General features: G+C 70.6%; 18 protein-coding genes and 2 pseudogenes. 8 read left to right on the forward strand and 12 right to left on the reverse strand.

Going from position 1 to position 20,671, the window contains the following annotated elements:
* From ABZT93_RS19760 to ABZT93_RS19785, 6 genes are all read right to left on the reverse strand, one after another.
* Positions 1–635 (reverse strand): sugar phosphate isomerase/epimerase family protein (locus ABZT93_RS19760; protein ID WP_356106054.1); only part of this gene is annotated, 635 nt, incomplete at its 3' end.
* A gap of 14 nt (positions 636–649) precedes the next feature.
* A complete protein-coding gene (locus ABZT93_RS19765; RefSeq protein WP_356106056.1) occupies positions 650–1,852 on the reverse strand; it encodes a Gfo/Idh/MocA family oxidoreductase in 1,203 nt (400 codons plus the stop codon).
* A 158-nt stretch (positions 1,853–2,010) separates the two neighbouring features.
* Positions 2,011–3,063, reverse strand: coding sequence for a substrate-binding domain-containing protein (locus ABZT93_RS19770; protein WP_356106058.1), 1,053 nt, complete (start codon positions 3,061–3,063; stop codon positions 2,011–2,013).
* A gap of 17 nt (positions 3,064–3,080) precedes the next feature.
* Positions 3,081–4,100, reverse strand: coding sequence for an ABC transporter permease (locus tag ABZT93_RS19775; protein WP_356106060.1), 1,020 nt, complete (start codon positions 4,098–4,100; stop codon positions 3,081–3,083).
* The gene (locus ABZT93_RS19780) at positions 4,097–5,620 is read right to left on the reverse strand and encodes a sugar ABC transporter ATP-binding protein (protein WP_356106061.1); all 1,524 of its coding nucleotides are present in this window, start codon (positions 5,618–5,620) and stop codon (positions 4,097–4,099) included. The genes ABZT93_RS19775 and ABZT93_RS19780 overlap by 4 nt, the downstream gene beginning before the upstream one ends.
* Positions 5,621–5,734: 114 nt before the next feature.
* Positions 5,735–6,916: an ROK family protein gene (locus ABZT93_RS19785; RefSeq protein WP_356106325.1), complete on the reverse strand. Its 1,182-nt coding sequence runs from the start codon at positions 6,914–6,916 to the stop codon at positions 5,735–5,737.
* A gap of 244 nt (positions 6,917–7,160) precedes the next feature.
* Here ABZT93_RS19785 and ABZT93_RS19790 point away from each other — a divergent pair, with 244 nt between their 5' ends.
* Complete coding sequence (locus ABZT93_RS19790) at positions 7,161–7,316, forward strand: hypothetical protein (protein ID WP_356106063.1); 156 nt, start codon at positions 7,161–7,163, stop codon at positions 7,314–7,316.
* A gap of 640 nt (positions 7,317–7,956) precedes the next feature.
* Here ABZT93_RS19790 and ABZT93_RS19795 read toward each other — a convergent pair.
* The 4 genes from ABZT93_RS19795 to ABZT93_RS19810 form a co-directional block, all read right to left on the reverse strand.
* Positions 7,957–8,634, reverse strand: coding sequence for a GntR family transcriptional regulator (locus ABZT93_RS19795; RefSeq protein ID WP_356106065.1), 678 nt, complete (start codon positions 8,632–8,634; stop codon positions 7,957–7,959).
* A gap of 107 nt (positions 8,635–8,741) precedes the next feature.
* On the reverse strand, positions 8,742–9,680 hold the full coding sequence (locus ABZT93_RS19800; protein ID WP_356106067.1) for a beta-ketoacyl-ACP synthase III: 939 nt from the start codon (positions 9,678–9,680) through the stop codon (positions 8,742–8,744).
* A gap of 191 nt (positions 9,681–9,871) precedes the next feature.
* The gene (locus ABZT93_RS19805; protein WP_167364525.1) at positions 9,872–10,009 is read right to left on the reverse strand and encodes a hypothetical protein; all 138 of its coding nucleotides are present in this window, start codon (positions 10,007–10,009) and stop codon (positions 9,872–9,874) included.
* Positions 9,975–11,309, reverse strand: coding sequence for an OFA family MFS transporter (locus ABZT93_RS19810; protein WP_356106069.1), 1,335 nt, complete (start codon positions 11,307–11,309; stop codon positions 9,975–9,977). Before ABZT93_RS19810 ends, ABZT93_RS19805 begins: the two co-directional genes overlap by 35 nt.
* Before the next feature lie 197 nt (positions 11,310–11,506).
* Between ABZT93_RS19810 and ABZT93_RS19815 the strand changes: the two are divergent.
* A pseudogene (locus ABZT93_RS19815) lies at positions 11,507–11,707 on the forward strand (hypothetical protein); the annotation flags it as partial.
* Positions 11,677–12,525: a formate dehydrogenase accessory sulfurtransferase FdhD gene (fdhD, locus tag ABZT93_RS19820; protein ID WP_356106071.1), complete on the forward strand. Its 849-nt coding sequence runs from the start codon at positions 11,677–11,679 to the stop codon at positions 12,523–12,525. The pseudogene ABZT93_RS19815 and the gene fdhD, both read left to right, overlap by 31 nt.
* Here the strand turns inward: fdhD and ABZT93_RS19825 are convergent.
* Positions 12,500–12,652, reverse strand: coding sequence for a hypothetical protein (locus tag ABZT93_RS19825; RefSeq protein ID WP_356106073.1), 153 nt, complete (start codon positions 12,650–12,652; stop codon positions 12,500–12,502). The genes fdhD and ABZT93_RS19825 overlap by 26 nt on opposite strands.
* On the opposite strand from ABZT93_RS19825, the pseudogene ABZT93_RS19830 reads away from it, so the two are divergent.
* The 3 genes and pseudogenes from ABZT93_RS19830 to ABZT93_RS19840 form a co-directional block, all read left to right on the forward strand.
* Positions 12,617–13,300, forward strand: a pseudogene (locus ABZT93_RS19830) (zinc-binding dehydrogenase); the annotation flags it as partial. The gene ABZT93_RS19825 and the pseudogene ABZT93_RS19830 sit on opposite strands and share 36 nt — an antisense overlap.
* Before the next feature lie 99 nt (positions 13,301–13,399).
* A complete protein-coding gene (locus ABZT93_RS19835) occupies positions 13,400–15,262 on the forward strand; it encodes a sialidase family protein (RefSeq protein WP_356106074.1) in 1,863 nt (620 codons plus the stop codon).
* 11 nt (positions 15,263–15,273) lie between these two features.
* Positions 15,274–16,500 (forward strand): DUF4185 domain-containing protein, encoded by a 1,227-nt coding sequence (locus tag ABZT93_RS19840; RefSeq protein WP_356106076.1) that lies wholly within the window; start codon positions 15,274–15,276, stop codon positions 16,498–16,500.
* On the opposite strand, the gene ABZT93_RS19845 is transcribed toward ABZT93_RS19840, so the two are convergent.
* Entirely contained in the window at positions 16,436–17,461 is a 1,026-nt protein-coding gene (locus ABZT93_RS19845; protein WP_356106327.1) for a bile acid:sodium symporter family protein, read from the reverse strand. The genes ABZT93_RS19840 and ABZT93_RS19845 overlap by 65 nt on opposite strands.
* Before the next feature lie 182 nt (positions 17,462–17,643).
* On the opposite strand from ABZT93_RS19845, the gene ABZT93_RS19850 reads away from it, so the two are divergent.
* Both ABZT93_RS19850 and ABZT93_RS19855 read left to right on the forward strand, forming a co-directional pair.
* Positions 17,644–18,507, forward strand: coding sequence for a LysR substrate-binding domain-containing protein (locus ABZT93_RS19850; protein WP_356106078.1), 864 nt, complete (start codon positions 17,644–17,646; stop codon positions 18,505–18,507).
* 320 nt (positions 18,508–18,827) lie between these two features.
* Positions 18,828–20,654 carry an AMP-binding protein gene (locus ABZT93_RS19855; protein WP_356106080.1) on the forward strand — a complete coding sequence of 609 codons (1,827 nt, stop codon included), beginning with the start codon at positions 18,828–18,830 and terminating at the stop codon, positions 20,652–20,654.
* Positions 20,655–20,671 lie beyond the last annotated feature (17 nt).

The raw sequence follows: 20,671 nt of genomic DNA on the forward strand, positions 1-20,671 counted from the left end.
GAGGGATCGAAGTTGAGCCCGAACGCCGGTCGCCGACCAACCGCCTCCAGGGCTCGCTGCGTTGTCCAGTAGTCGTAGGCGATCTCGCTCGGGTGAACCTCGTGCGCGAACCGCACGCCCTCCGCGTCGAAGACGTCCAGGACCGGGTTCCAGCGCTCGGCGAAGTCCTCGTACCCGCGCTCGATCATCGACTCGGGCGCGGGCGGGAACATCGCCACCAGATGCCAGATCGACGAGCCGGTGAAACCGATGACGGTGTCGACCCCGAAGGCACGCGCGGCCCGCGCGGTGTCCTTCATCCGGCCCGCCGCCCGCTGCCGGACGCCTTCGGGGTCGCCGTCGCCCCAGATCGCGGACGGCAGGATCACCCGGTGGCGTTCGTCGATGATGGCGTCGCAGACGGCCTGGCCGACCAGGTGGTTGGAGATCGCCCAGCACGTGAGGCCGTACTTATCGAGCAGTGCGTGCCGGGAGTCCAGGTACGACGGGTCCGTGAGCGCCTTGTCGACCTCGAAGTGGTCGCCCCAGCAGGCGAGTTCGAGTCCGTCGTAGCCGAAGTCGCGGGCGAGGCGGCAAACCTCTTCGAGGGGGAGGTCTGCCCACTGACCGGTGAAGAGCGTGAACTGACGCGGCATCTTTGGCAGCCTCCTCAGACGGCTATCGGGGTGTAGACGGAGTTCTTCTCGGCGCTCTCCTCCACGGCCGCGAGCACCCGCTGGACCTGGAGTCCGTCGGCGAAGGAGGGCTCGGGGCGGCGGCCCTCGGCGATCGCATGGACGAGGTCGCGGGCCTGGTGGACGAAGGTGTGCTCGTAGCCGAGGCCGTGGCCCGGCGGCCACCAGGCGTCCAGGTAGGGGTGGTCGGGCTCGGTGACGAGGATGCGGCGGAAACCGGCGTGCGTTCCGGGTTCCGTGGCGTCGTGGTAGGAGAGCTCGTTGAGGCGTTCCAGGTCGAAGGCCAACGAGCCGCGTTCACCGTTGAGTTCGATGCGCAGGGCGTTCTTGCGGCCGGTGGCGTAGCGGGTGGCCTCGAAGGAGGCCAGGGCGCCGGAGGTGAGGCGGCCGGTGAACAGGGCCGCGTCGTCGACGGTGACCTGGCCGGTGCCGGTCCCGGAGACGGCGGACAGGCCCTTGACGGCGCCCCCGGCCAGCGGTCGTTCCCGTACGAAGGTCTCGGTCAGGGCGGAGACTCCGGCCAGTGGCTCTCCCGCCACGTACTGCGCGAGGTCGATGATGTGCGCGCCGAGGTCGCCGAGCGAGCCCGAGCCCGCCTGCTCCCGGCGCAGCCGCCAGGTCAGCGGGAACTGCGGGTCCACGAGCCAGTCCTGGAGGTAGGACACCCGCACGTGCCGCAGCCTGCCCAGTCGCCCCTCGGCGACCATCCGGCGGGCCAGCGCGGTGGCGGGCACCCGGCGGTAGTTGAAGCCGACCATCGCCAACTGGCCTCGACTGAAAGCCTCTTCGGCGGCCCGGGTCATCATCTGGGCCTCCTCGACGGTGTTGGCGAGCGGCTTCTCGCACAGCACGTGCTTGCCCGCGGCGAGCGCGGCGAGGGCGATCTCGGCATGGCTGTCGCCGGGGGTGCAGATGTCGACGAGGTCGACGTCGTCCCGCTCGATCAGCACCCGCCAGTCGGTCTCGGCGGCCGCCCAGCCGTGCCGGTCGGCTGCCCGGCGCACGGCTTCCGCGTCCCGACCGCAGATCGCGGCGAGCACCGGGCGGCGGGGCAGGTCGAAGACGCGTCCGACGGTCCGCCAGCCCTGGGAGTGGGCGGCGCCCATGAAGGCGTAGCCGACCATGCCGACCCGGAGCGGCGGCACCTCGGCCTCTTCTGACTGCTGCGGCTGTGCCATGCGCGATGTCCTCCTCGTCGTCGTGGCGCGGTGGGGGGTGCAGCCCGGTCCGTCGACGAACCGGGCTCCTGGGGCCTGCCGTTCGGGCCGGCCCGGCCGGGGCGCACCGCTGCTGGGGGCCGGTCCGGTCGGTAAGACAGGCCCCGTGTCGGGACGCCTCACTTGAAGCCGGTGGACATGTACTGGTCGACGTTGGTCTTGTCGACGACGGCCGAGTAGAGGGTGAGCGAGGCCGGGATCTCGAACTCGGCGAGGCCGCCGATGCCCTTGGACTGGCCGAGGGCGCGGGCGAGGTCGATCGCGGAGGCGGCCATGGTCGGCGGGTAGAGGACGGTCGCCTTGAGGACACCGTTGTCCTGCTTGATGGCCTGGAAGGCAGAGAGGGCGCCCGCGCCGCCGACCATCAGGAAGTCGTTGCGGCCGGCCTGGTCGATGGCGCGCAGCGCGCCCACGCCCTGGTCGTCGTCGTGGTTCCACAGCGCGTCGAAGCTCGACTGGGCCTGGAGCAGCTGGGCCATCTTGGCCTGCCCGGACTCCACGGTGAACTCGGCGGCCTGCCGGGCCACCTTCTTGACGTTGGGGTAGTTCTTCAAGGCGTCGTCGAAGCCCTTGGTGCGCTGCTTGGTGAGCTCCAGGTTGTCGAGTCCGGCCAGTTCGATGACCTTGGCGTTCGACTTCCCCTTCAGCTTCTCCCCGATGTAGTGGCCGGCGTTGAGGCCCATGCCGTAGTTGTCGCCGCCTATCCAACAGCGGTAGGCCTGCGGGGTGTTGAAGATGCGGTCCAGGTTCACGACCGGGATCCCGGCGCGCATCGCCTTGAGCCCTACCTGCGTGAGGGCCTTGCCGTCCGCGGGCAGGACGACCAGCACGTCGACCTTCTTGTTGATCAGGGTCTCGATCTGGCCGATCTGCTGGGCGGTGTCGTTGGAGCCCTCGGTGATCTCCAGGGTGACGTCGGAGTATTTCTTGGCCCGGTTCTTGGCGTTGTCGTTGATGGCGTTGAGCCAGCCGTGGTCTGCCTGCGGTCCGGCGAAGCCGATGGTGACCGGCTTGCCCGGCGAGTCGGAGGCGGCGGGCTGGTCGTTCGCGGCCGGCTCGTCGTCACCGGAGTCATTGCTGGTGCAACCTGCGAGGAGGGCACCGGCCCCGACGGCGGCGGTCCCGAAGAGCAGACCTCTGCGACTGGTGAAGCGGCTCGTGGGCTGTGGCATGGCGGTGAACCCTTTCCTCAGGTCGTGCTTGCGGTACGGCGCTGGACCAGCACGGCGGCGACGATGATCGCGCCCTTGGCGATCTGCTGGACGTCGCTCTGCAGGTTGTTCAGGGCGAAGATGTTGGTGATCGTGGTGAAGATCAGGACGCCGAGCACGGAGCCTGTGATGGTGCCGCGACCCCCGCTGAGCAGGGTTCCGCCGATGATCGCGGCGGCGATGGCGTCGAGTTCGTAGAGGTTGCCGTTGGTGTTCTGGCCGGAGCCGGACAGGATGATCAGCAGGAAGGCGGCGATGCCGCAGCAGAGTCCGGACAGCAGGTAGAGGTAGAGGCGCTGACGGCGGACGTCGATGCCGGCGAGCCGGGCGGCCTCGGCGTTGCCGCCGACGGCGACGGTGCGCCGGCCGAAGGTGGTGCGGTTCAGCACCAGCCAGCCGATGATCGTCACGACCGCGAAGACCAGGACCAGCGGAGGGATGCCGAGCACATACGCGTCGCGCTCGCCGAGATCCAGCACGCTGTTGACCGTGACGACCTGCGTGCTGCCGTCGGTGATCTGCAGGGCGAGTCCGCGGGCAGAGGCGAGCATGGCGAGCGTGGCGATGAAGGGGACCATGGCGCCGTACGCGATGAGCAGCCCGTTGACCAGGCCGCAGCCGACGCCGACGATCACCGCGGTGAAGAGGATGCCCGCGAAGCCGTACTCCTGGGTGGCGACGGTGGTGGCCCACACCGAGGCGAGGGCGACGATCGCGCCGACCGAGAGGTCGATGCCGCCTGAGGTGATGACGAAGGTCATGCCGACGGTGACGACACCGATCACCGAGGCCTGGGTGAGGACGAGTTGGAGGTTGCGGGTGTCGAGGAACTCGTCGGGCTTGGTGATGCCGCCGATGAGGATGAGCACGGCGAGCACGCCGAGGAGGGAGAGGGTGCGGACGTCGGCGCGGGCGAACATCCCCCGCCAGGCGGGCGATTCGCTCACCGAAGGCACTTTGTCGGCGCTTCCCCTGGGAGGGGACACAGGCTGCGTCATGAGGCCGGGCTTCCTTCCATGACGAGGTCGAGTACACGGTGTTCGTCGAGCTCGCGGGCGGGCGCCGTATGCACGACACGGCCCTCGCGGAGCACCAGGACGCGGTCGGCGAGGCCGAGCACCTCGGGGACCTCGCTGGAGACCAGCAGCACGGCCAGCCCCTCGTCGGCCAGGCGCCGGACGACCGCGTACAGCTCGGCGCGGGCGCCGACGTCGACCCCCCGAGTGGGTTCGTCGAGCAGCAGGACGCGGCAGCCGCGCAGCAGCCAGCGGGCCAGGACGGCCTTTTGCTGGTTGCCGCCGGACAGGGTGCGGATGGGCACGGAGGGGTTGTCGGGCCGCAGGGAGAGTTCGCGGGTCGCCGCGCGGGCCGCGCCGAGTTCGGCGTCCCGGTCGATCCAACCGGCCCGGGAGAAGCGGGACATGGAGGAGACGGAGACGTTGCGGGTGACGGACTCCAGCATCAGCAGGGCCTGCGCCTTGCGTTCCTCGGGGGCGAGTCCGATCCCGGCGCGGACGGCGGCACGGACACTTCCGGGCCTCAACGCCTTTCCGCCCACGACTACTTGACCCGAGGTGGGCTTTCGAGCTCCGTAGATCGTCTCCAGGATCTCTGAGCGTCCCGAGCCGACGAGTCCGGCGAGGCCGACGATCTCACCGGGGTGGACGACGAGGTCGAGGGGCTCGAACTCGCCCTGCCGGGCGAGCCCTTGGACCTCCAGCAACGGCCTGCCCGCACTCTTCGCGTCGGCGGGCGGCCGCTCCGGGAAGACGTACTCGACGTTCCGGCCCGTCATCAGGGCCACGACCTCTCGCGTCGGCGTCGACTCGGCGGGGAGGCCCACCGCGACGGCCCGGCCGTCCTTGAGGACCGTCACCCGGTCCCCGATCCGACGGATCTCCTCCAGGCGGTGGGAGATGTAGACGACGGCGACGCCCTCGGCGGTCAGGTCGCCGACGATCCGGAAGAGGTTGTCGACCTCGTCCGGGTCGAGGGCGGCGGACGGCTCGTCCATCACGATCAGCCGTACGTCGTGGGAGAGGGCCCGAGCCATGGACACGATCTGCTGCTGCGCCGCCGACAACTCCCCGACCAGGCGGGCCGGTTCGATCTCCGGGTGCCCGAGTCGTCGTAGCAGTGCGGCGGTCGACCTGCGGGCCGCCTTGCCCCGTACGACGAAGCCCGCGGCCGTGGGTTCATGGCCGAGGTGGACGTTCTCGGCCACGGACAGATGCTCCACCAGGTCGAGTTCCTGGTAGATGGTGGCGATGCCCAGGCGCATGGCGGCGATCGGTGAGCGGAGGGTGACCTCCTCGCCGCGCCAGCGCAGGCGGCCGGTGTCGGGCTGGTGGGCCCCGGCCAGCACCTTGATGAGGGTGGACTTCCCGGCCCCGTTCTGGCCGAGCAGACAGTGCACTTCGCCGGCCTGGACGTCGAGGTCGACGCCGTCGAGGGCCCGGACTCCGGGGAACGTCTTGGTGATGCCGGACATGCTGAGCAGCGGTGGTTCTGGTGCCATGAGGTCCCCTTGGCGGGCGTGCGGGCCGGTTTCAGGGCAGGGCGAAGCAGGAGCGCTGTGCGGAGGGGCGTATCGAAAGGTGCCGTGGTGGACAGTGCCGTACCGAGAAGTGGCTTACGCGGGTGAGAACAGGTGGTCGCTGATGAGCCGGGCCGCGCCGATGACTCCGGCGGTGGGGCCCAACTCCCCCAGAACGATGGGCAGGTTGCCGGTCGCCAGCGGCAGCGACTGGCGATAGACCTGGGTGCGGATCGCGGCGAGCAGGGTGTGACCGAGGCCGGTCACCCCGCCGCCGATCACCACCAGGCCCGGATTGAAGAAGCTGACCAGTCCGGCGATGACCTGACCGGTCCGGTTGCCGCCCTCACGGATCAGGTCGAGGGCGGTGGGGTCGCCGGCGGCAGCGGCGACGGCCACGTCGACCGCGGTCAGGCCGCCGTTCGCCGTGTGCCGTGCGGCGAGTTCCTCGGAGCGCCCCTGCTCGACCGCCTCGACGGCGTCCCGGGCGAGGGCGGCCCCGCTGAAGTGGGCTTCCAGACAGCCCCGGTTGCCGCAGGCGCACGGGCGGCCGTCGGGCACGGCCTGGATGTGCCCGATGTCGCCCGCGCTGCCCGTCACCCCGCGGTGGACCTCACCGCCGGCGACGATGCCGCAGCCGATGCCGGTGCCGATCTTGACGCAGAGGAAGTCGCCCACGGAGCGTGCCACGCCCGCGTGCATCTCCCCCATCGCCATCAGGTTCACGTCGTTGTCGACCATGACCGGACAGCCGAGTTCCTGGCTGAGCGCCTCCCGTACGGGGAACCCGTCCCAGCCGGGCATGATCGGTGGAGCCACCGGTACGCCCTCGGGAAAGCGGACCGGTCCCGGGACGCCGATGCCGGCGCCGTCAAAGCCCTCCGCGAGCCCCGAGGCCCTCAACTTGGCTGCCATGGACAGGACTTGCTCGAAGACCGCGACCGGGCCCTCGCGGACGTCCATGGGCTGGTTGAGATGTCCCAGGATCTCCAGTTCGGCGTTGGTGACGGCGACGTCGACCGAGGTCGCGCCGATGTCCACGCCGAGGAAACGCAGGTTGGGGGCGAGCCGGATGTTGTGGGAGCGGCGTCCGCCTCGGGAGGCGGCGAGTCCGTCGGCCACGATCAGGCGCGTCTCCAGCAGCCGGTCCACCTCCACGGCCAGCTTGGACCGTGACAGGTCGATCTGATCGCCCAGTTGCGCGCGGGAGTTGGGGCCTCCGTCGCGCAACAGCTTGAGCAGCCGGGCCTGATGCGCGTTCGCGGGTCGCGCCGTCATGCGTCTCACGAGCCCCTCCCCGCCTCATTCGGCCACCGGTTGCCGTGCTTTCGAGGGGAACGTAGCAGCGGCTGCCGAACCTGGGAAGAAGCTGTGCACAAATTGCTGCCGACTTTCCCCACTCTCAGGACAAAGACGTGTCGCACTCTGGTGTCCCGGCGCGCGGCCCCTCAGGATGGGCCTGACGAAGGGGAGCACAAGCTTCTTGTGACGGGGTACGCCGGGGAAGGCGGGTGCCGAACCCGTGCGCGCGCCGGCGGAGTCCGGCGAGCGGGTGCGGGCGGTCACCCGTTCCGGGCGGCGCGAGGCGTTACCGGCGGGCGTGGAGGCCGTGGCGGGAGATCTGAACCGGCCCGAGAGTGTGCGGGGGCGCTGGACGGCGTACGAGCACTGTTCCTGATGCCCGGTTACGGCGGCCAGCGGCAGATCCTGGCGGACGCGCGGACGCGCGGGCCGCAGGAGTGCGCCGCGTGGTGCAGCCCGGCCGCCCGCCCCTGAATCCCACCAGCGATCGCCGCGAGCAGGGCCCGGTGCTCGATCCAAGCCTGGTGACCGCTCCTCCCGGACGACACCACTACCCCCGCAAACGGGCGTGATACGACGCCCCTGCACGCCCCGTACGCTCCCGCATCAGCTCGGCCGCCCGCCCCTGAACCCCGTCGGCTGTCACCGCGAACACGGCCCAGTGCTCGATCCACGCCTGGTGACCGCTCCTCCCGGACGACACCACTACCCCCGCAAACGGGCGTGATACGACGCCCCTGCGCACCCCGTACGCTCCCGCATCAGCTCGGCCGCCCGACACTGAACCCCGCCGGCTGTCACCGCGGTCGCGGCCCAGTGCTCGATCCACGCCTGGCAGCCGCCCCTCCCGGGACGACACCCCTACCCCCGCAAACGGGCGTGATACGACGCCCCTGCGCGCCCCGTACGCTCCCGCATCAGCTCGGCCGCCCGACACTGAACCCCGCCGGCTGTCACCGCGAACACGGCCCAGTGCTCGATCCACGCCTGGCGGCCGCCCCTCCCGGACGACACCACTACCCCCGCAAACGGGCGTGATACGACGTCCGCGTGTGCTCCGTGTGCTCCCGCATCAGCTCGGCCGCCCGCCCCTGGTCCCGATCGGCGATCGCCGCGATCAGGGCCCGGTGCTCGATCCAGGACTGTCGGCCGCGCTGCCGGGCGATCGGTGTGTAGTACCAGCGCACCCGGCGGTCCACCTGCCCCGCCAGCTCGGCGAGGACCGCGTTGCCCGCAAGCTCCATGATCTTCGCGTGGAAGCGGGCATTCAGGGCGACCGCGGCGTCCACGTCGTCGGCGTCGACGGCCTTCTCCCCCTCCGCGCAGAGGGCCTCCAGGGCGGCGACACCGGCGCTGCCCGCGTTCGCGGCGGCCAGCCGGGCCGCCTCGGCCTCCAGCAGCGTGCGCACGGTGAGCAGCTGGTCGGCCTCCTCGTCCGTGGGCTCGTGCACGAACGCCCCCTGGGCGGGCCGCAGATCCACCCACCCCTCCGTGTTCAGCCGCTGCAACGCCTCACGCACCGGCTGCCGGGACACCCCCAGATGACCCGCCAGCTCACTCTCCACAAGATGCTGGCCAGGCTGCAACGCACGCGTCGTGATCAGTTCGAGCAGCGCCTCGTACACGCGATCCCGCAACGGACCGGGACGTTCGAGTTTCGGCACGGATCCCTGTGGCAGTCCTGTCGACAACAACGCGGTCCCCCTCCTCGACAGGCGGACATGTCCATTGCGTTTTGTCTACAGTCTACGGCGTCGTGAGAACAGGTACACCCCGCGTCGGCCTCGTCACATCCCGCACGTCACGGGCAGTGGACGACCTGACCGGCGTAGGACAGGTTCCCGCCGAACCCGAACAGCAGCACCGGGTCGCCGGTCGAGATCTGGCCCTGCTCGACCAGTTTGGAGAACGCGAGCGGGATGCTCGCCGCCGACGTGTTGCCGGACTCGGTCACATCGCGGGCCACCACCGCGTTGACCGCGCCGATCTTCTGCGCGAGCGGCTCGATGATCCGCAGGTTCGCCTGGTGCAGTACGACCGCGGCGAGGTCGGCGGGGGTGAGCCCCGCGCGTTCGCAGGCCTGCCGGGCCAGCGCCGGAAGCTTCGTGGTCGCCCAGCGGTAGACGCTCTGCCCCTCCTGCGCGAACCGCGCCGGCTCGCCCTCGATCCGCACGGCGTGCCCCATCTCGGGCACCGATCCCCACAGCACGGGCGAGATGCCGGGTACCTCGGCCCCCTCGACGACCGCCGCGCCCGCCCCGTCGCCGACCAGCACGCAGGTGGTGCGGTCGCTCCAGTCGGTCACCGCGGACATCTTGTCGGCGCCGATCACCAGCGCCCGGGTCGCCGCACCGGCCCGCACGGTGTGGTCTGCGGTGGCCAGCGCGTGGGTGAAGCCGGCGCACACCACGTTGACGTCCATAGCGGCCGGTGAGGGGATGCCGAGCCGGGCGGCGACCCGGGCGGCCATGTTCGGGGACCGGTCGACGGCGGTGGACGTGGCGACCAGGACCAGGTCGATGTCGGCGGGGGCGAGCCCGGCCGCGGCCAGCGCCTTGGCGGCGGCGTGCGAGGCGAGCTCGTCGACGGGCTCGTCGGGACCGGCGATGTGGCGGGTCCGGATCCCCACCCGGGACCTGATCCACTCGTCGCTGGTGTCGACCAGGCCCGTCAGCTCCTCGTTGGTGAGTACCTTGGCGGGCTGGTAGTGGCCGACTGCGGCGATCCGCGAGCCGTTCATGGAGGGTCCCCCTTGTTGCCTTGGGTAGGGATCCTCCAGTCTGATCAGTGACTCACGGGTACGCGGGCACGTAAGGCCACAGGAAACGGGCGCCCGAGTTGTCGGCTTCCCTCACCCCTTCGGACGCCCGAACACCTGCCGAACACTTACTTGCCGAACGGTCACTCAGTGAACAGTTACTTGGTGAAAAGTTACTTGGTGAACAACTGCGTCGCCTTCTGTACGAGCTCGTAGAGCCCGTACGCGAGCGGCGCGCCCACCCACACCCAGGCGAGGGCGATGAGCGGACGCCGGTCAGGCGGACTCTGGCTGCTGTCGGGCTGTGACATCGGCGGCCTCCCTCGGTGCGGGGATGTGGTGGCGGGTGCTGACCGGGCGGACCAACTCGTTGGCGACGAACCCGACGACGAGCAGTCCGATCATGATCATGAAGGAGAGGCCGTAGAGGTCGGACCCGCTCTTGCCCGCGTCCTTCTGCCGGTCGGCGATCCAGTTCACGATCAGCGGCCCGAGGACACCGGCCGTGGACCAGGCGGTCAGCAGCCGGCCGTGGATGGCGCCGACCTGGTACGTCCCGAAGAGGTCCTTCAGGTAGGCGGGGATGGTCGCGAAACCGCCGCCGTAGAACGACAGGATGACCAGCGCGCACAGGATGAACAGCGGCTTGGACGAGTCGCCGAACAGGACGATGAGCCCGTACATCACCGCACCCACGCCCAGGTAGACGCGGTAGATGTTCTTCCGTCCGATCAGGTCGGACGTCGAGGACCAGCCGATGCGGCCCGCCATGTTGGCCGCCGACAGCAGCGCGACGAAACCGGCCGCGGCCGACACCGAGACCGGGGTCGAGGTGTCGTTGAAGAAGTCGGTGATCATCGGGGCGGCCTTCTCCAGGATGCCGATGCCCGCGGTCACGTTCATGCAGAGCACGAGCCACAGACACCAGAACTGGGGCGTGCGCACGGCGTTGCGCGCCGAGACCTGCGGGCCGTCGAAGGCGCTGGGCGCGCTCTCGACCGGCCTCTCGCTGCGCGGCACGCGCACCAGCAGGACGCCGAGGAGCATGAAGACGGCGTACGACAGCCCGTGCACGAGGAACGCGAGGGCGATCCCGGAGCTGTCGGAGCCGAAGGACTTCAGCATCTGTGCCGACCACGGCGAGGCGATCAGCGCGCCGCCGCCGAAGCCCATGATGGCGATGCCGGTGGCCATGCCGGGCCGGTCGGGGAACCACTTGATCAGGGTGGACACCGGCGAGATGTACCCGATGCCGAGGCCGATGCCGCCGACGAAGCCGTAGCCGAGGACGATCAGCCAGTACTGCTCGGTGGCCGCTCCCAGCGCGGAGAGCAGGAAGCCGGACGAGAAGCAGATCAGCGCCACCGTCATCGCCCAGCGCGGCCCGTTGCGCTCCACCAGCGTGCCGCCGAACGCGGCGGACAGGCCGAGCATCACGATGCCGAGCTGGAAGGGCAGTGCGCTCTGTGTGCCGCTGAGACCGAGCGCGGACTCGAGCGGCGGCTTGAACACGGACCAGGCGTAAGCCTGTCCGATGGAGAGATGGACCGAGAGGGCGGCCGGGGGGACGAGCCAGCGGCTCCAGCCCGGGGGCGCGACAGGGGGACTCATGATCCCGGACGGTAGGAACAAACAAGCGAGTTGAAAAGGCGGCGCGTCGACCGTATGCGATGAGCGGTATCCCGGACGCGACGAACGGTCGAACCGGCCGGTTTCCAAAGCGGGTTGGGGCACGGGGCGGCAGCCCTGCCCTCTTGCACGACCACTGTCCATACTGTAGACAATATTGCGTCCCGCGCCCGGCACCCTGCGCGCGCTGCAGAGCGGGCTGCGGCCTCGCGCTCCATGTGCAGGACAATGAGACCGTGAAGGCCACCACCTCGCCCGACGAACCGGTGACCCTCGGGAGTCTCTGCAGCAAGGGCCGTTTCGGCTACCAAAACGTACAGACACGTACAGAACCGGGACTGAGGCACATATGGGACGAGTCACGGAACGACGCAAGGTGATCCGCATCCGCGACGGGGCCGTCTCGTCCCGCCCGGACACCCTGGTCGCCGAGGAACCACTGGAGATCCGCCTCAACGGCAAACCCCTCGCCATCACCATGCGCACCCCCGGAGACGACTTCGCCCTCGCCGCGGGCTTCCTCGTCAGCGAAGGCGTCCTCGCCCAGCAGAGCGACCTGCAGAACATCGTCTACTGCGCCGGAGCGACCGTGGACGGCTCCAACACCTACAACGTCGTCGACGTCAAGACCGCCCCCGGCGTGGTGATCCCCGACATCACCCTCGAACGCAACGTCTACACCACCTCCTCCTGCGGCCTGTGCGGCAAAGCCAGCCTCGACGCCGTCCGTACGACGACCCGCTGGCCCATCTCCGACACTCCCCCCGTCCGTATCGATCCCGACCTCCTCGCCGACCTCCCCGACCGGCTCCGCGCAGCCCAACGCGTCTTCGACCGCACCGGAGGCCTGCACGCAGCCGCCCTGTTCACCGAGCACGGCGAACTCCTCGACATACGCGAAGACGTCGGCCGCCACAACGCCGTCGACAAACTCATCGGCCGCGCACTCCAACAGGGCGACCTCCCCCTGAACCGGGTCATCCTGCTCGTCTCCGGCCGCGCGTCCTTCGAGCTCGCCCAAAAAGCCGTCATGGCCGGCATCCCCGTCCTCGCCGCCGTCTCCGCACCCTCCTCGCTCGCCGTCGACCTCGCCACCGAAACCGGACTCACCCTCATCGGCTTCCTGCGCGGCCGCTCCATGAACGTGTACGCGGGAGAACACCGACTCACCCTCACGGCGACGGCGGCCCAGAGCTGACCGACTCCTCGGCGAGGTCCTCGACGAACGCTTCGACCAGCGGCGACCTCCGGCTGCCCTGCCAGGCCAGGAACACCTGGTCCGGCTCCGCTTCGGCCACGGCTACGCCGACTTCGCGCTGCGGCACGAGGCCATAGCCTCCCCGGTCCCCGACGGCGCCTCGGCGGTGGACGCGGTCGCACTGGTCCGCAGCGGACTGGTCGCGCTCGGCGCACTGGAGGCGGCGCGCCCCGAGCCGGGAGAGACGGCACTGATCACAGCGGCGGCGAGCGGCGTGGATCACCTCGCCGTGCAGCTCGCGCGGGTCCGGGGTGCCTCCCGGATGGTGGGCGCGGTCTCAGACCGGCCAAGGCGGACTTCGTGCGCTCGCTCGGCGCCGACGCCATCGCCGTGTATACGGACGGCAGTTGGGGGGATCCCGTCGACCACGTCTTCGACGCGGTCGGCGGTGAGCTGCTCACCCCGGCACCGGCCGCCCCGGCCCCGAGCGGGCGGGCGGCTGGTGGCTGGTGGCGTACAGCTCGGGCGGCGGGACGATCCAGGCGTACGACCTCCTCGTCGACGCCGAGTCCGTGACGGGCTTCCAGATGGCGCGCATCGCCCGCGAGCGGCCTGAGTTGCACGAGCGGTGGCGACGGGAGCTGTGGCGGATGTTCCTGGACGGCACCCTTCGGCCTCGCGTCCACGCGGAGTTCACCCTGGAGGAGACACCGAGGGAGCACGAGGTGATCGAGTCGCGGCGCACCCTCTCGGAAAAGTCGTACTCCATCCGTGACGGACACGCGCGGGGTTCTTGTGGGGCGCGGGGCGCGGAGTTACGGTCCGTGACCGGAAGGTCATATATCCGGATATACGGAGAACTGAAAGGGCGCCCGTGCCGTCGAGTCGCGCACGTCTGAGATCCTCCCTGACCGCCGTGTCCGTCACCGCCGCCCTGCTCGCCCTGCCGGACCCCGCTCAGGCCCAACCCCGAGCCTCTGCACCGGAATTCGAGCAGCGGATCCTCTTCAAGGCGGACCGGGACGCCGGTTACGCCTGCTTCCGTATCCCGGCGATCGTCCGTACCACCGCCGGCACCCTTCTCGCCTTCGCCGAGGGACGGATCCTCAACTGCGGCGACGCCACCGACATCGACATCGTCCTCAAGCGGTCCACCGACGGCGGCCGCACCTGGGGTCCCCTCCAGGTGGTCAACGAGGGCGCGGGCGACACCCACGGCAACCCGGCCCCGGTCGTGGACCGCCGGACGGGCCGCGTCCTGCTGGCCGAGACGTACAACACGGGCCGTACGGACAGCGGGAGTTGCGCGGTGCCGTGCGAGCGCACCCCGCACCTCCAGTACAGCGACGACGACGGCCGCACCTGGTCCGCGCCGCGCGACCTGAGCGACGAGATCCTGTCGCCGCAGCAGAACTCCTGGTACGCCACCGGCCCCGTGCACGGCATCCAGCTCGCCCACGGCCCGCACGCCGGGCGGCTGGTCTTCGGCGTCAACTCCGAGACGTGGGAGGGCGGTCGGGTCACCGCGAACCACGCGGCGCTCGTCGTGAGCGACGACGGCGGGGAGCACTGGCGGGTCGGCGCCACCGACTCCTGGCCGGTCGCCACCGACGGCACCTTCCGGCAGAAGCCCTCCGAGGTCACGCTCACCGAGCGCACCGACGGCTCCCTCCTCGTCAGCGGACGCGAACAGGACGGCACCGACCTCGGCCACCGCACCCAGGCCGTCAGCCTCGACGGCGGTGACAGCTTCACCGCCCCCTTCCGGGCCCTGCCGGACCTGTACGCACCGCAGGTGCAGTGCGCCACCCTCGGCCTCGGTGAGCGCCTGCTGCTGTCCTGCCCGGCGGACCCGGACCGCCGCCGCACGATGACGATCCGTTCCTCCTACGACGGCGGCCGCACCTGGGACACCGCGGACCGGGGCACCGTCGTCACCACGGACTGGTCCGGCTACTCCGACCTGGCCCCGGTCGACGAGGACGCGGTGGGCCTGCTGTACGAGGGCGGGACCGCCGACGCGCGCGACGAGATCCGCTTCGCCCGTTTCACCGAGGACTGGCTGACCCCGCGCCGTGGCCCCGACCCGACCACCCCCGACCTCGCTCCCCTCGCCCCGCCCGCGGCCGTGCTCGGCGGCGCCCGCGAGACGACGGGGGTGATCGGCGGCGCCCTGGACTTCGACGGCGCCGACGACGCCGTACGTCTGCCGTATCGCGCGGAACTCCCGCTCGGCACCGGGGACTTCACCGCTTCCCTGTGGTTCCGGTACTCGGCCGCGGCCGGGGAGCAGCCGTTGCTGTGGATGGGCGGCGTCGGCACCACCCAGCCGCAGGTGTGGCTGCGCGGGGAACCGGCGAGCGGCCGGGTGCGCGGGCTGATCACCGCTCGGGAGGGCGCGACGAGCGTGCGGACGGCGTGGGTGAGCACGAGCGGCGCGTACAACGACGGGCGGTGGCACCATCTGGCGCTGCGTCGGGGCGGCGGCCGGCTCACCCTCTTCGTCGACGGTACGGCGACCGGCGCACCGGACGTGCCGGGGTCGGTCAGCCGCAACTCGCCGTTCGGTGTGCACATCGGGCAGCGCGTGGACCGCCGGGCCTTCTTCACCGGCGCGCTCGACGAGGTCCGGGTCTGGAACCGTGCCCTGACCGACGCGGAGATCACCGGCGCGAGCGCCGCGCCCGTGGGCACCGTCCTGTGGCTGCCCATGGACCAGGTGGGCGACAGCCGCTAACGTCGCGAACCGTGCCCGAGGACGCACGAGCACGACAGCGAACCGGCACCGGCGTCGGTCTGCTGCTGGCCCTGGTGCTCGGAGCCATGCTGCTCACGGCCCTCCCGGGCGGCGACGGGCGGGGCGGCGGCGACTGCACACCGCTCACCGTCGGCTCCTGGTCCGCGGACGACCCTCTCACCGCCGAGTTCGCCCGCTACGGCGACGACGGCGCCCGCGCCGACGACTGGACCGGCGGCGACGGCACCCACTCGGTGCGGCTGCCCGACGGGCGGCTGCTGTGGCTGTTCTCCGACACCTATCTCGGCCAGGTGTACAGCCCGCCCAACCCGTTCGGCGAGCCGCACGCCTGGCGTGACACCAGCGCCCCCCTGGTGCGCAACTCGGCGGTCCTGATGCGCGACGGCCGCCTGGAGAGCACCCTGCCGGCGCCCCTGTTCCCGGACCCCGGCCCGGACCAGTGGCGCTGGCCGGTCGCGGCCCGTGTCGAACCCCGCTCCCCCGGCTCGCACGAGCAGGTCGTCCGGGTCCTGCTGTGGGTGCGCACCGCCGGGCAGTTCCCCTGGATCTACGGCGTCCCGACCGCCACCGAGGTCGCCACGCTCTCGCTGCCCGACCTGCGCGTCGAGTCGATCACGAAGGTCCTCGACGAGCAGCGGGTCAAGGATCCGTCCCGGCGGGTGCTGTTCGGGACCACGCTGGTCGAGGACGGTGAGTGGACCTACGTCTTCGGCGGCGACGACGGCCGGGCCGCGTCCCGTTCCGCCTCCTCGGCGTACGTGGCCCGGGTGCCGCGGGGCGCTCTGGCCGAGCCGGGCGCCTGGGAGTACTGGGACGGCTCGGCGTGGACGACCGGTACCCGCCCGCGTCCGGTACTCGGCGACGGGCGGCGCACCGGGGTGGGCAGCGCCTTCTCCGTCGTACGGCAGGACGGGACGTATGTGCTGTTCACCATGGCCGCGGGGACGAAGGGGCTCGCGGCCGTGACGTCGTACTGGGCCTGTTCCCCCAGCGGACCGTGGCACGGTCCGGAGAAGGACTTCACCCCGTCCCTGCCGTCGGGCCAGGTCGCCGCGTACAACCCGCAGGCGCACCTCGAACTCAGTGGCGGGGGACGCCTGGTGCTCAGCTACGACGTCAACTGGCTGGAGACGGGGGCCGCTTCGGCGCAGCTCAGCCGGAACGTGGCGCTGTACCGACCGCGGTTCGTGACGCTGCGGCTGACTGCGCCGCGCTGACCTCCCGAGCCTCGTCCGGGACGGGGTCGTGCGAGCGGCGCTTGGCGATCACCGCGCAGACCATCAGCTGCATCTGGTGGAAGAGCATCAGGGGCAGCACGGCGAGCGAGGCGTGCGCGCCGAACAGGACGCCGGCCATGGGGAGTCCGGAGGCGAGGGACTTCTTCGAGCCCGCGAACTGGATGGCGACGCGGTCCTCGCGGCCGAAGCGGAGCGCCTTGGAGCCGTACCAGGTCAGGGCGAGCATCAGGGCGAGCAGGACGGCCTCGACGATCAACAGCCCGCCGAGCCTGAGCGGGCTCACCTGGTGCCATATGCCCTGGACCATGCCCTCGCTGAACGCGGTGTAGACGACCAGCAGGATCGACCCGCGGTCGACGAGGCCGAGGACCTTCTTGTGGCGCGTGACGAAGCCGCCTATCCAGCGGCGCAGCAACTGGCCCGCCACGAACGGCACGAGCAGCTGGAGCACGATCTTCATCAGTGAGTCGGCCGAGAACCCGCCACCGCTGTTGCCGAGCAGGGCGGCGGCCAGCAGCGGGGTGACGACGATGCCGACCAGGGAGGAGAAGGAGCCGGCGCAGATCGCGGCGGGTACGTTGCCGCGGGCGATCGAGGTGAAGGCGATGGAGGACTGGATGGTGGAGGGGACCAGGGTGAGGAAGAGCAGGCCCTGGTAGAGGGGGTCCGTCAGGAAGACCGGGACGAGTCCGCGGGCGGCGAGGCCGAGCAGCGGGAAGATCACGAACGTACAGGCGAGGACCGTGACGTGCAGGCGCCAGTGCTTGAGGCCGTCCAGGGCCTCACGGGTGGACAGGCGGGCGCCGTACAGGAAGAAGAGGAAGGCGATCGCCGCCGTGGAGGCTCCGGAGGCCACGTCCGCGGAGGTCCCGCGTGCCGGTACGAGGGCCGCGAGGCCCACGGTGCCGAGCAGCAGCAGGATGTACGGGTCGACCGGCATCCAGGCCGGCCACTTCAGGCGCTTCACGGTGCTCCACTTGCTCGTGTTCGACGACGGTACGGGGGCATGACGGGTACCTCCCTCAGGACGGAAGGTCCCCCTCCATCGTCCTCCCTCACCCCTTGATCGGGAATCCCGCATACCACTCTGACTGTCATCACGTTCCGCGATAAGCTCGCACTATGTACGATCCGTCGCAGTTGCGTACGTTCCTGGCGGTGGCGCAAACCCTGAGCTTCACGCAGGCCGCCCGCAGGCTCGGGCTGCGCCAGTCGACCGTGAGCCAGCACGTACGGCGCCTGGAGGACGCCGCCGGGCGGACGCTGTTCAGCCGGGACACCCACTCCGTGGAGCTGACGGAGGACGGCGAGGCGATGCTGGGGTTCGCGCGGCGGATCCTGGAGGTGCACGACCAGGCGACCGCGTTCTTCACCGGCACGCGGGTGCGGGGGCGACTGCGGTTCGGGGCGTCGGAGGACTTTGTCCTCACCCGGCTGCCGGAGATCCTCGAGGGCTTCCGGTACGACCATCCGGAGGTGGATCTGGAGCTGACGGTCGAGCTGTCGGGCACGCTGCACGAGCAGCTGGCCGCCGGGAAGCTGGACCTCGTGCTCGCCAAGCGGCGGCCGGAGGACCGCCGGGGTGAGCTGGTGTGGCACGACCGGCTGGTGTGGATCGGCGCGGAGCGGCTCCGCCTGGACGCGGACCGTCCGGTGCCGCTGATCGTCTACCCGCCGCCGGGGATCACTCGGACGCTGGCTCTGGAGGCGCTGGAGCGGCAGGGGCGGGAGTGGCGGATCGTGTGCACCAGCGGGAGCCTGAACGGCCTGATCGCCGCGGCGCGGGCCGGACTGGGGGTGATGGCGCACTCCCGGGGGCTGGTGCCGCCGGGCCTTGTGCGGGTGCCCGACCGGTTCACGCTGCCGGAGCTGGGGCGGGTGGACTTCGTACTGGTCCACGGCCGTCGGCGTACGGCGGCGCAGGGGGCGGCCGACGCGCTCGCCTCCGCGATTCTGGCGGGCGGGGACCGGCTGCACCGACGGTGAGACCTCCGACCGGAGTGACAGATTCCGGGGCGGCGACGCTGAGGGAAGAAGAGGACGGCGCCCCGGTGAACAACCGTTTCACCAGGGCTGCGAGCCGTAATCGGGACGTACAGATTCAGTGGAGATTACGGGGCCAGAAACTCGCTCAACCGTCAGTTTTCTGTCCGACCCTTCCCCATGTGAGGGCATTTTCCGATACTGACCAGGCCATACGTGAGCACCGCTCGGCTTCGGCCCCCCTCCCGCCGGATGTCAGGGTGGTAGCTTTCACGGCGCTGTGCGGAGCTTCACTGAGCGCCAGGGAGAGCGGGGAGCGGGGTTTGCGCGAGTTCACCAACCCTCCGTTGGCGTTGGCACCCCCCGTGGGCGGACTGGCCGACGTCGTCTTCGAGCATGCCCAGAACGACCCCGTGCACATCGCCCTCGGCCGCAAGGACGAGAACGGACAGTGGCGGGACGTGACGTCCGCGGAGTTCCGCGACGAGGTCATGGCCCTCGCCAAGGGACTGCTTGCCCAGGGCATCCGCTTCGGTGACCGGGTCGCGATCATGTCCCGCACCCGCTACGAGTGGACCCTGTTCGACTTCGCCCTGTGGACGATCGGCGCGCAGGTGGTGCCGGTCTACCCGACCTCCTCCGCCGAGCAGTGCTTCTGGGCGCTCTACGACGCCGAGTGCACGGCCGCGATCGTGGAGCACGAGGACCACGCGATGACGATCGCCACCGTCATCGACCGGCTCCCCCAGCTGCACCGACTGTGGCAGCTGGACTCCGGCGCGGTGCAGGAGCTGTACGACGCCGGCGCCGCCATCGAGGACGAGGTGGTGCACCGCCACCGGCAGGCCGTGACCCCGGACTCGGTCGCGACGATCATCTACACCTCGGGCACCACCGGCCGCCCCAAGGGCTGTGTGATCAGCCACGGCAACTTCATGTACGAGGCGGACACCGTCATCGAGCGCTGGGAGCCGGTGTTCCACTCCAAGAAGGGCGACGAGGCGGCGACCCTGCTGTTCCTGCCGCTCGCGCACGTCTTCGGGCGGATGGTCCAGGTCGCGGCGGTCCGCGGCGGGGTCCGCTTCGGTCACCAGCCGCAGATGAACGCGGCCGCCCTGCTGCCGGACCTCGCCGCGTTCAAGCCGACCTTCTTCCTCGGGGTGCCGTACATCTTCGAGAAGGTCTTCAACGCCTCCCGCCGCAAGGCCGAGAAGGAGGGCAAGGCCGGGCCGTTCGAGAAGGCCGTCGACGTGGCGGTGAAGTACGCCGAAGCCATGGAGGCCAAGGCCTGGGGTCTTGGTCCCGGCCCGTCGGCGGGGCTGCGGATGCAGCACCAGCTCTTCGACAAGCTCGTGTACTCCAAGATGCGGGCGGCGATGGGCGGCCGGATCCGGCACGCGATGACCGGCGGTTCGGCCATGGACCGCAAGCTGGGGCTCTTCTTCGCCGGCGCGGGCGTGCACATCTACGAGGGGTACGGCCTCACCGAGACGACGGCGGCGGCGACCGCCAACCCGCCTGAGCGCACCCGCTACGGCACGGTCGGACAGCCCATCCCCGGTATGACCGTGCACATCGCGGACGACGGCGAGATCTGGCTCTACGGCGCCAACGTCTTCCAGGGCTATCTCAACAACGAGAAGGCCACCGACGAGTCCCTGCACGACGGCTGGCTCGCCACCGGTGACCTCGGCTCCCTCGACGAGGACGGCTATCTCACCATCACCGGCCGCAAGAAGGAGATCCTCGTCACCTCCGGCGGCAAGAGCGTCTCCCCCGGTGTGCTGGAGGAGCGGGTGCGTGACCATCCGCTGGTCTCGCAGTGCATCGTCGTGGGCAACGACCGGCCCTACGTCGCCGCCCTGGTCACCCTCGACCAGGAGGCCGTGGAGCACTGGCTGGCGATGCGTGACAAGCCCCGGATGCCCCCGGCGCAGCTGGTGCGCGACGCCGACCTGGAGACCGAGGTGCGGCGCGCCGTGGTGGCCGCCAACACCCTGGTCTCGCAGGCCGAGTCGATCCGCACGTTCCGCATCCTGGCGCAGCCCTTCACCGAGGAGCACGGGCTGCTGACCCCGTCGCTGAAGCTGAAGCGCAAGGCGATCGAGACGGCGTACGCGGGCGAGGTCGAGGCCCTGTACCGGGCCTGACGGCCTATCGCCCTGAC

It is taken from the genome of Streptomyces sp. NPDC005303 (assembly GCF_040607335.1).
Lineage (GTDB): Bacteria > Actinomycetota > Actinomycetes > Streptomycetales > Streptomycetaceae > Streptomyces.

Excerpts from the sequence above, each read along its gene's own strand:
- ABZT93_RS19765 (WP_356106056.1), bottom strand. The coding sequence starts at position 1,852 with ATGGCACAGCCGCAGCAGTCAGAAGAGGCCGAGGTGCCGCCGCTCCGG.
- ABZT93_RS19770 (WP_356106058.1), bottom strand. The coding sequence starts at position 3,063 with ATGCCACAGCCCACGAGCCGCTTCACCAGTCGCAGAGGTCTGCTCTTC.
- ABZT93_RS19775 (WP_356106060.1), bottom strand. The coding sequence starts at position 4,100 with ATGACGCAGCCTGTGTCCCCTCCCAGGGGAAGCGCCGACAAAGTGCCT.
- ABZT93_RS19780 (WP_356106061.1), bottom strand. The coding sequence starts at position 5,620 with ATGGCACCAGAACCACCGCTGCTCAGCATGTCCGGCATCACCAAGACG.
- ABZT93_RS19785 (WP_356106325.1), bottom strand. The coding sequence starts at position 6,916 with ATGACGGCGCGACCCGCGAACGCGCATCAGGCCCGGCTGCTCAAGCTG.
- ABZT93_RS19800 (WP_356106067.1), bottom strand. The coding sequence starts at position 9,680 with ATGAACGGCTCGCGGATCGCCGCAGTCGGCCACTACCAGCCCGCCAAG.
- ABZT93_RS19805 (WP_167364525.1), bottom strand. The coding sequence starts at position 10,009 with ATGTCACAGCCCGACAGCAGCCAGAGTCCGCCTGACCGGCGTCCGCTC.
- ABZT93_RS19810 (WP_356106069.1), bottom strand. The coding sequence starts at position 11,309 with ATGAGTCCCCCTGTCGCGCCCCCGGGCTGGAGCCGCTGGCTCGTCCCC.
- fdhD (WP_356106071.1), top strand. The coding sequence starts at position 11,677 with ATGGGACGAGTCACGGAACGACGCAAGGTGATCCGCATCCGCGACGGG.
- ABZT93_RS19845 (WP_356106327.1), bottom strand. The coding sequence starts at position 17,461 with ATGCCGGTCGACCCGTACATCCTGCTGCTGCTCGGCACCGTGGGCCTC.
- ABZT93_RS19850 (WP_356106078.1), top strand. The coding sequence starts at position 17,644 with ATGTACGATCCGTCGCAGTTGCGTACGTTCCTGGCGGTGGCGCAAACC.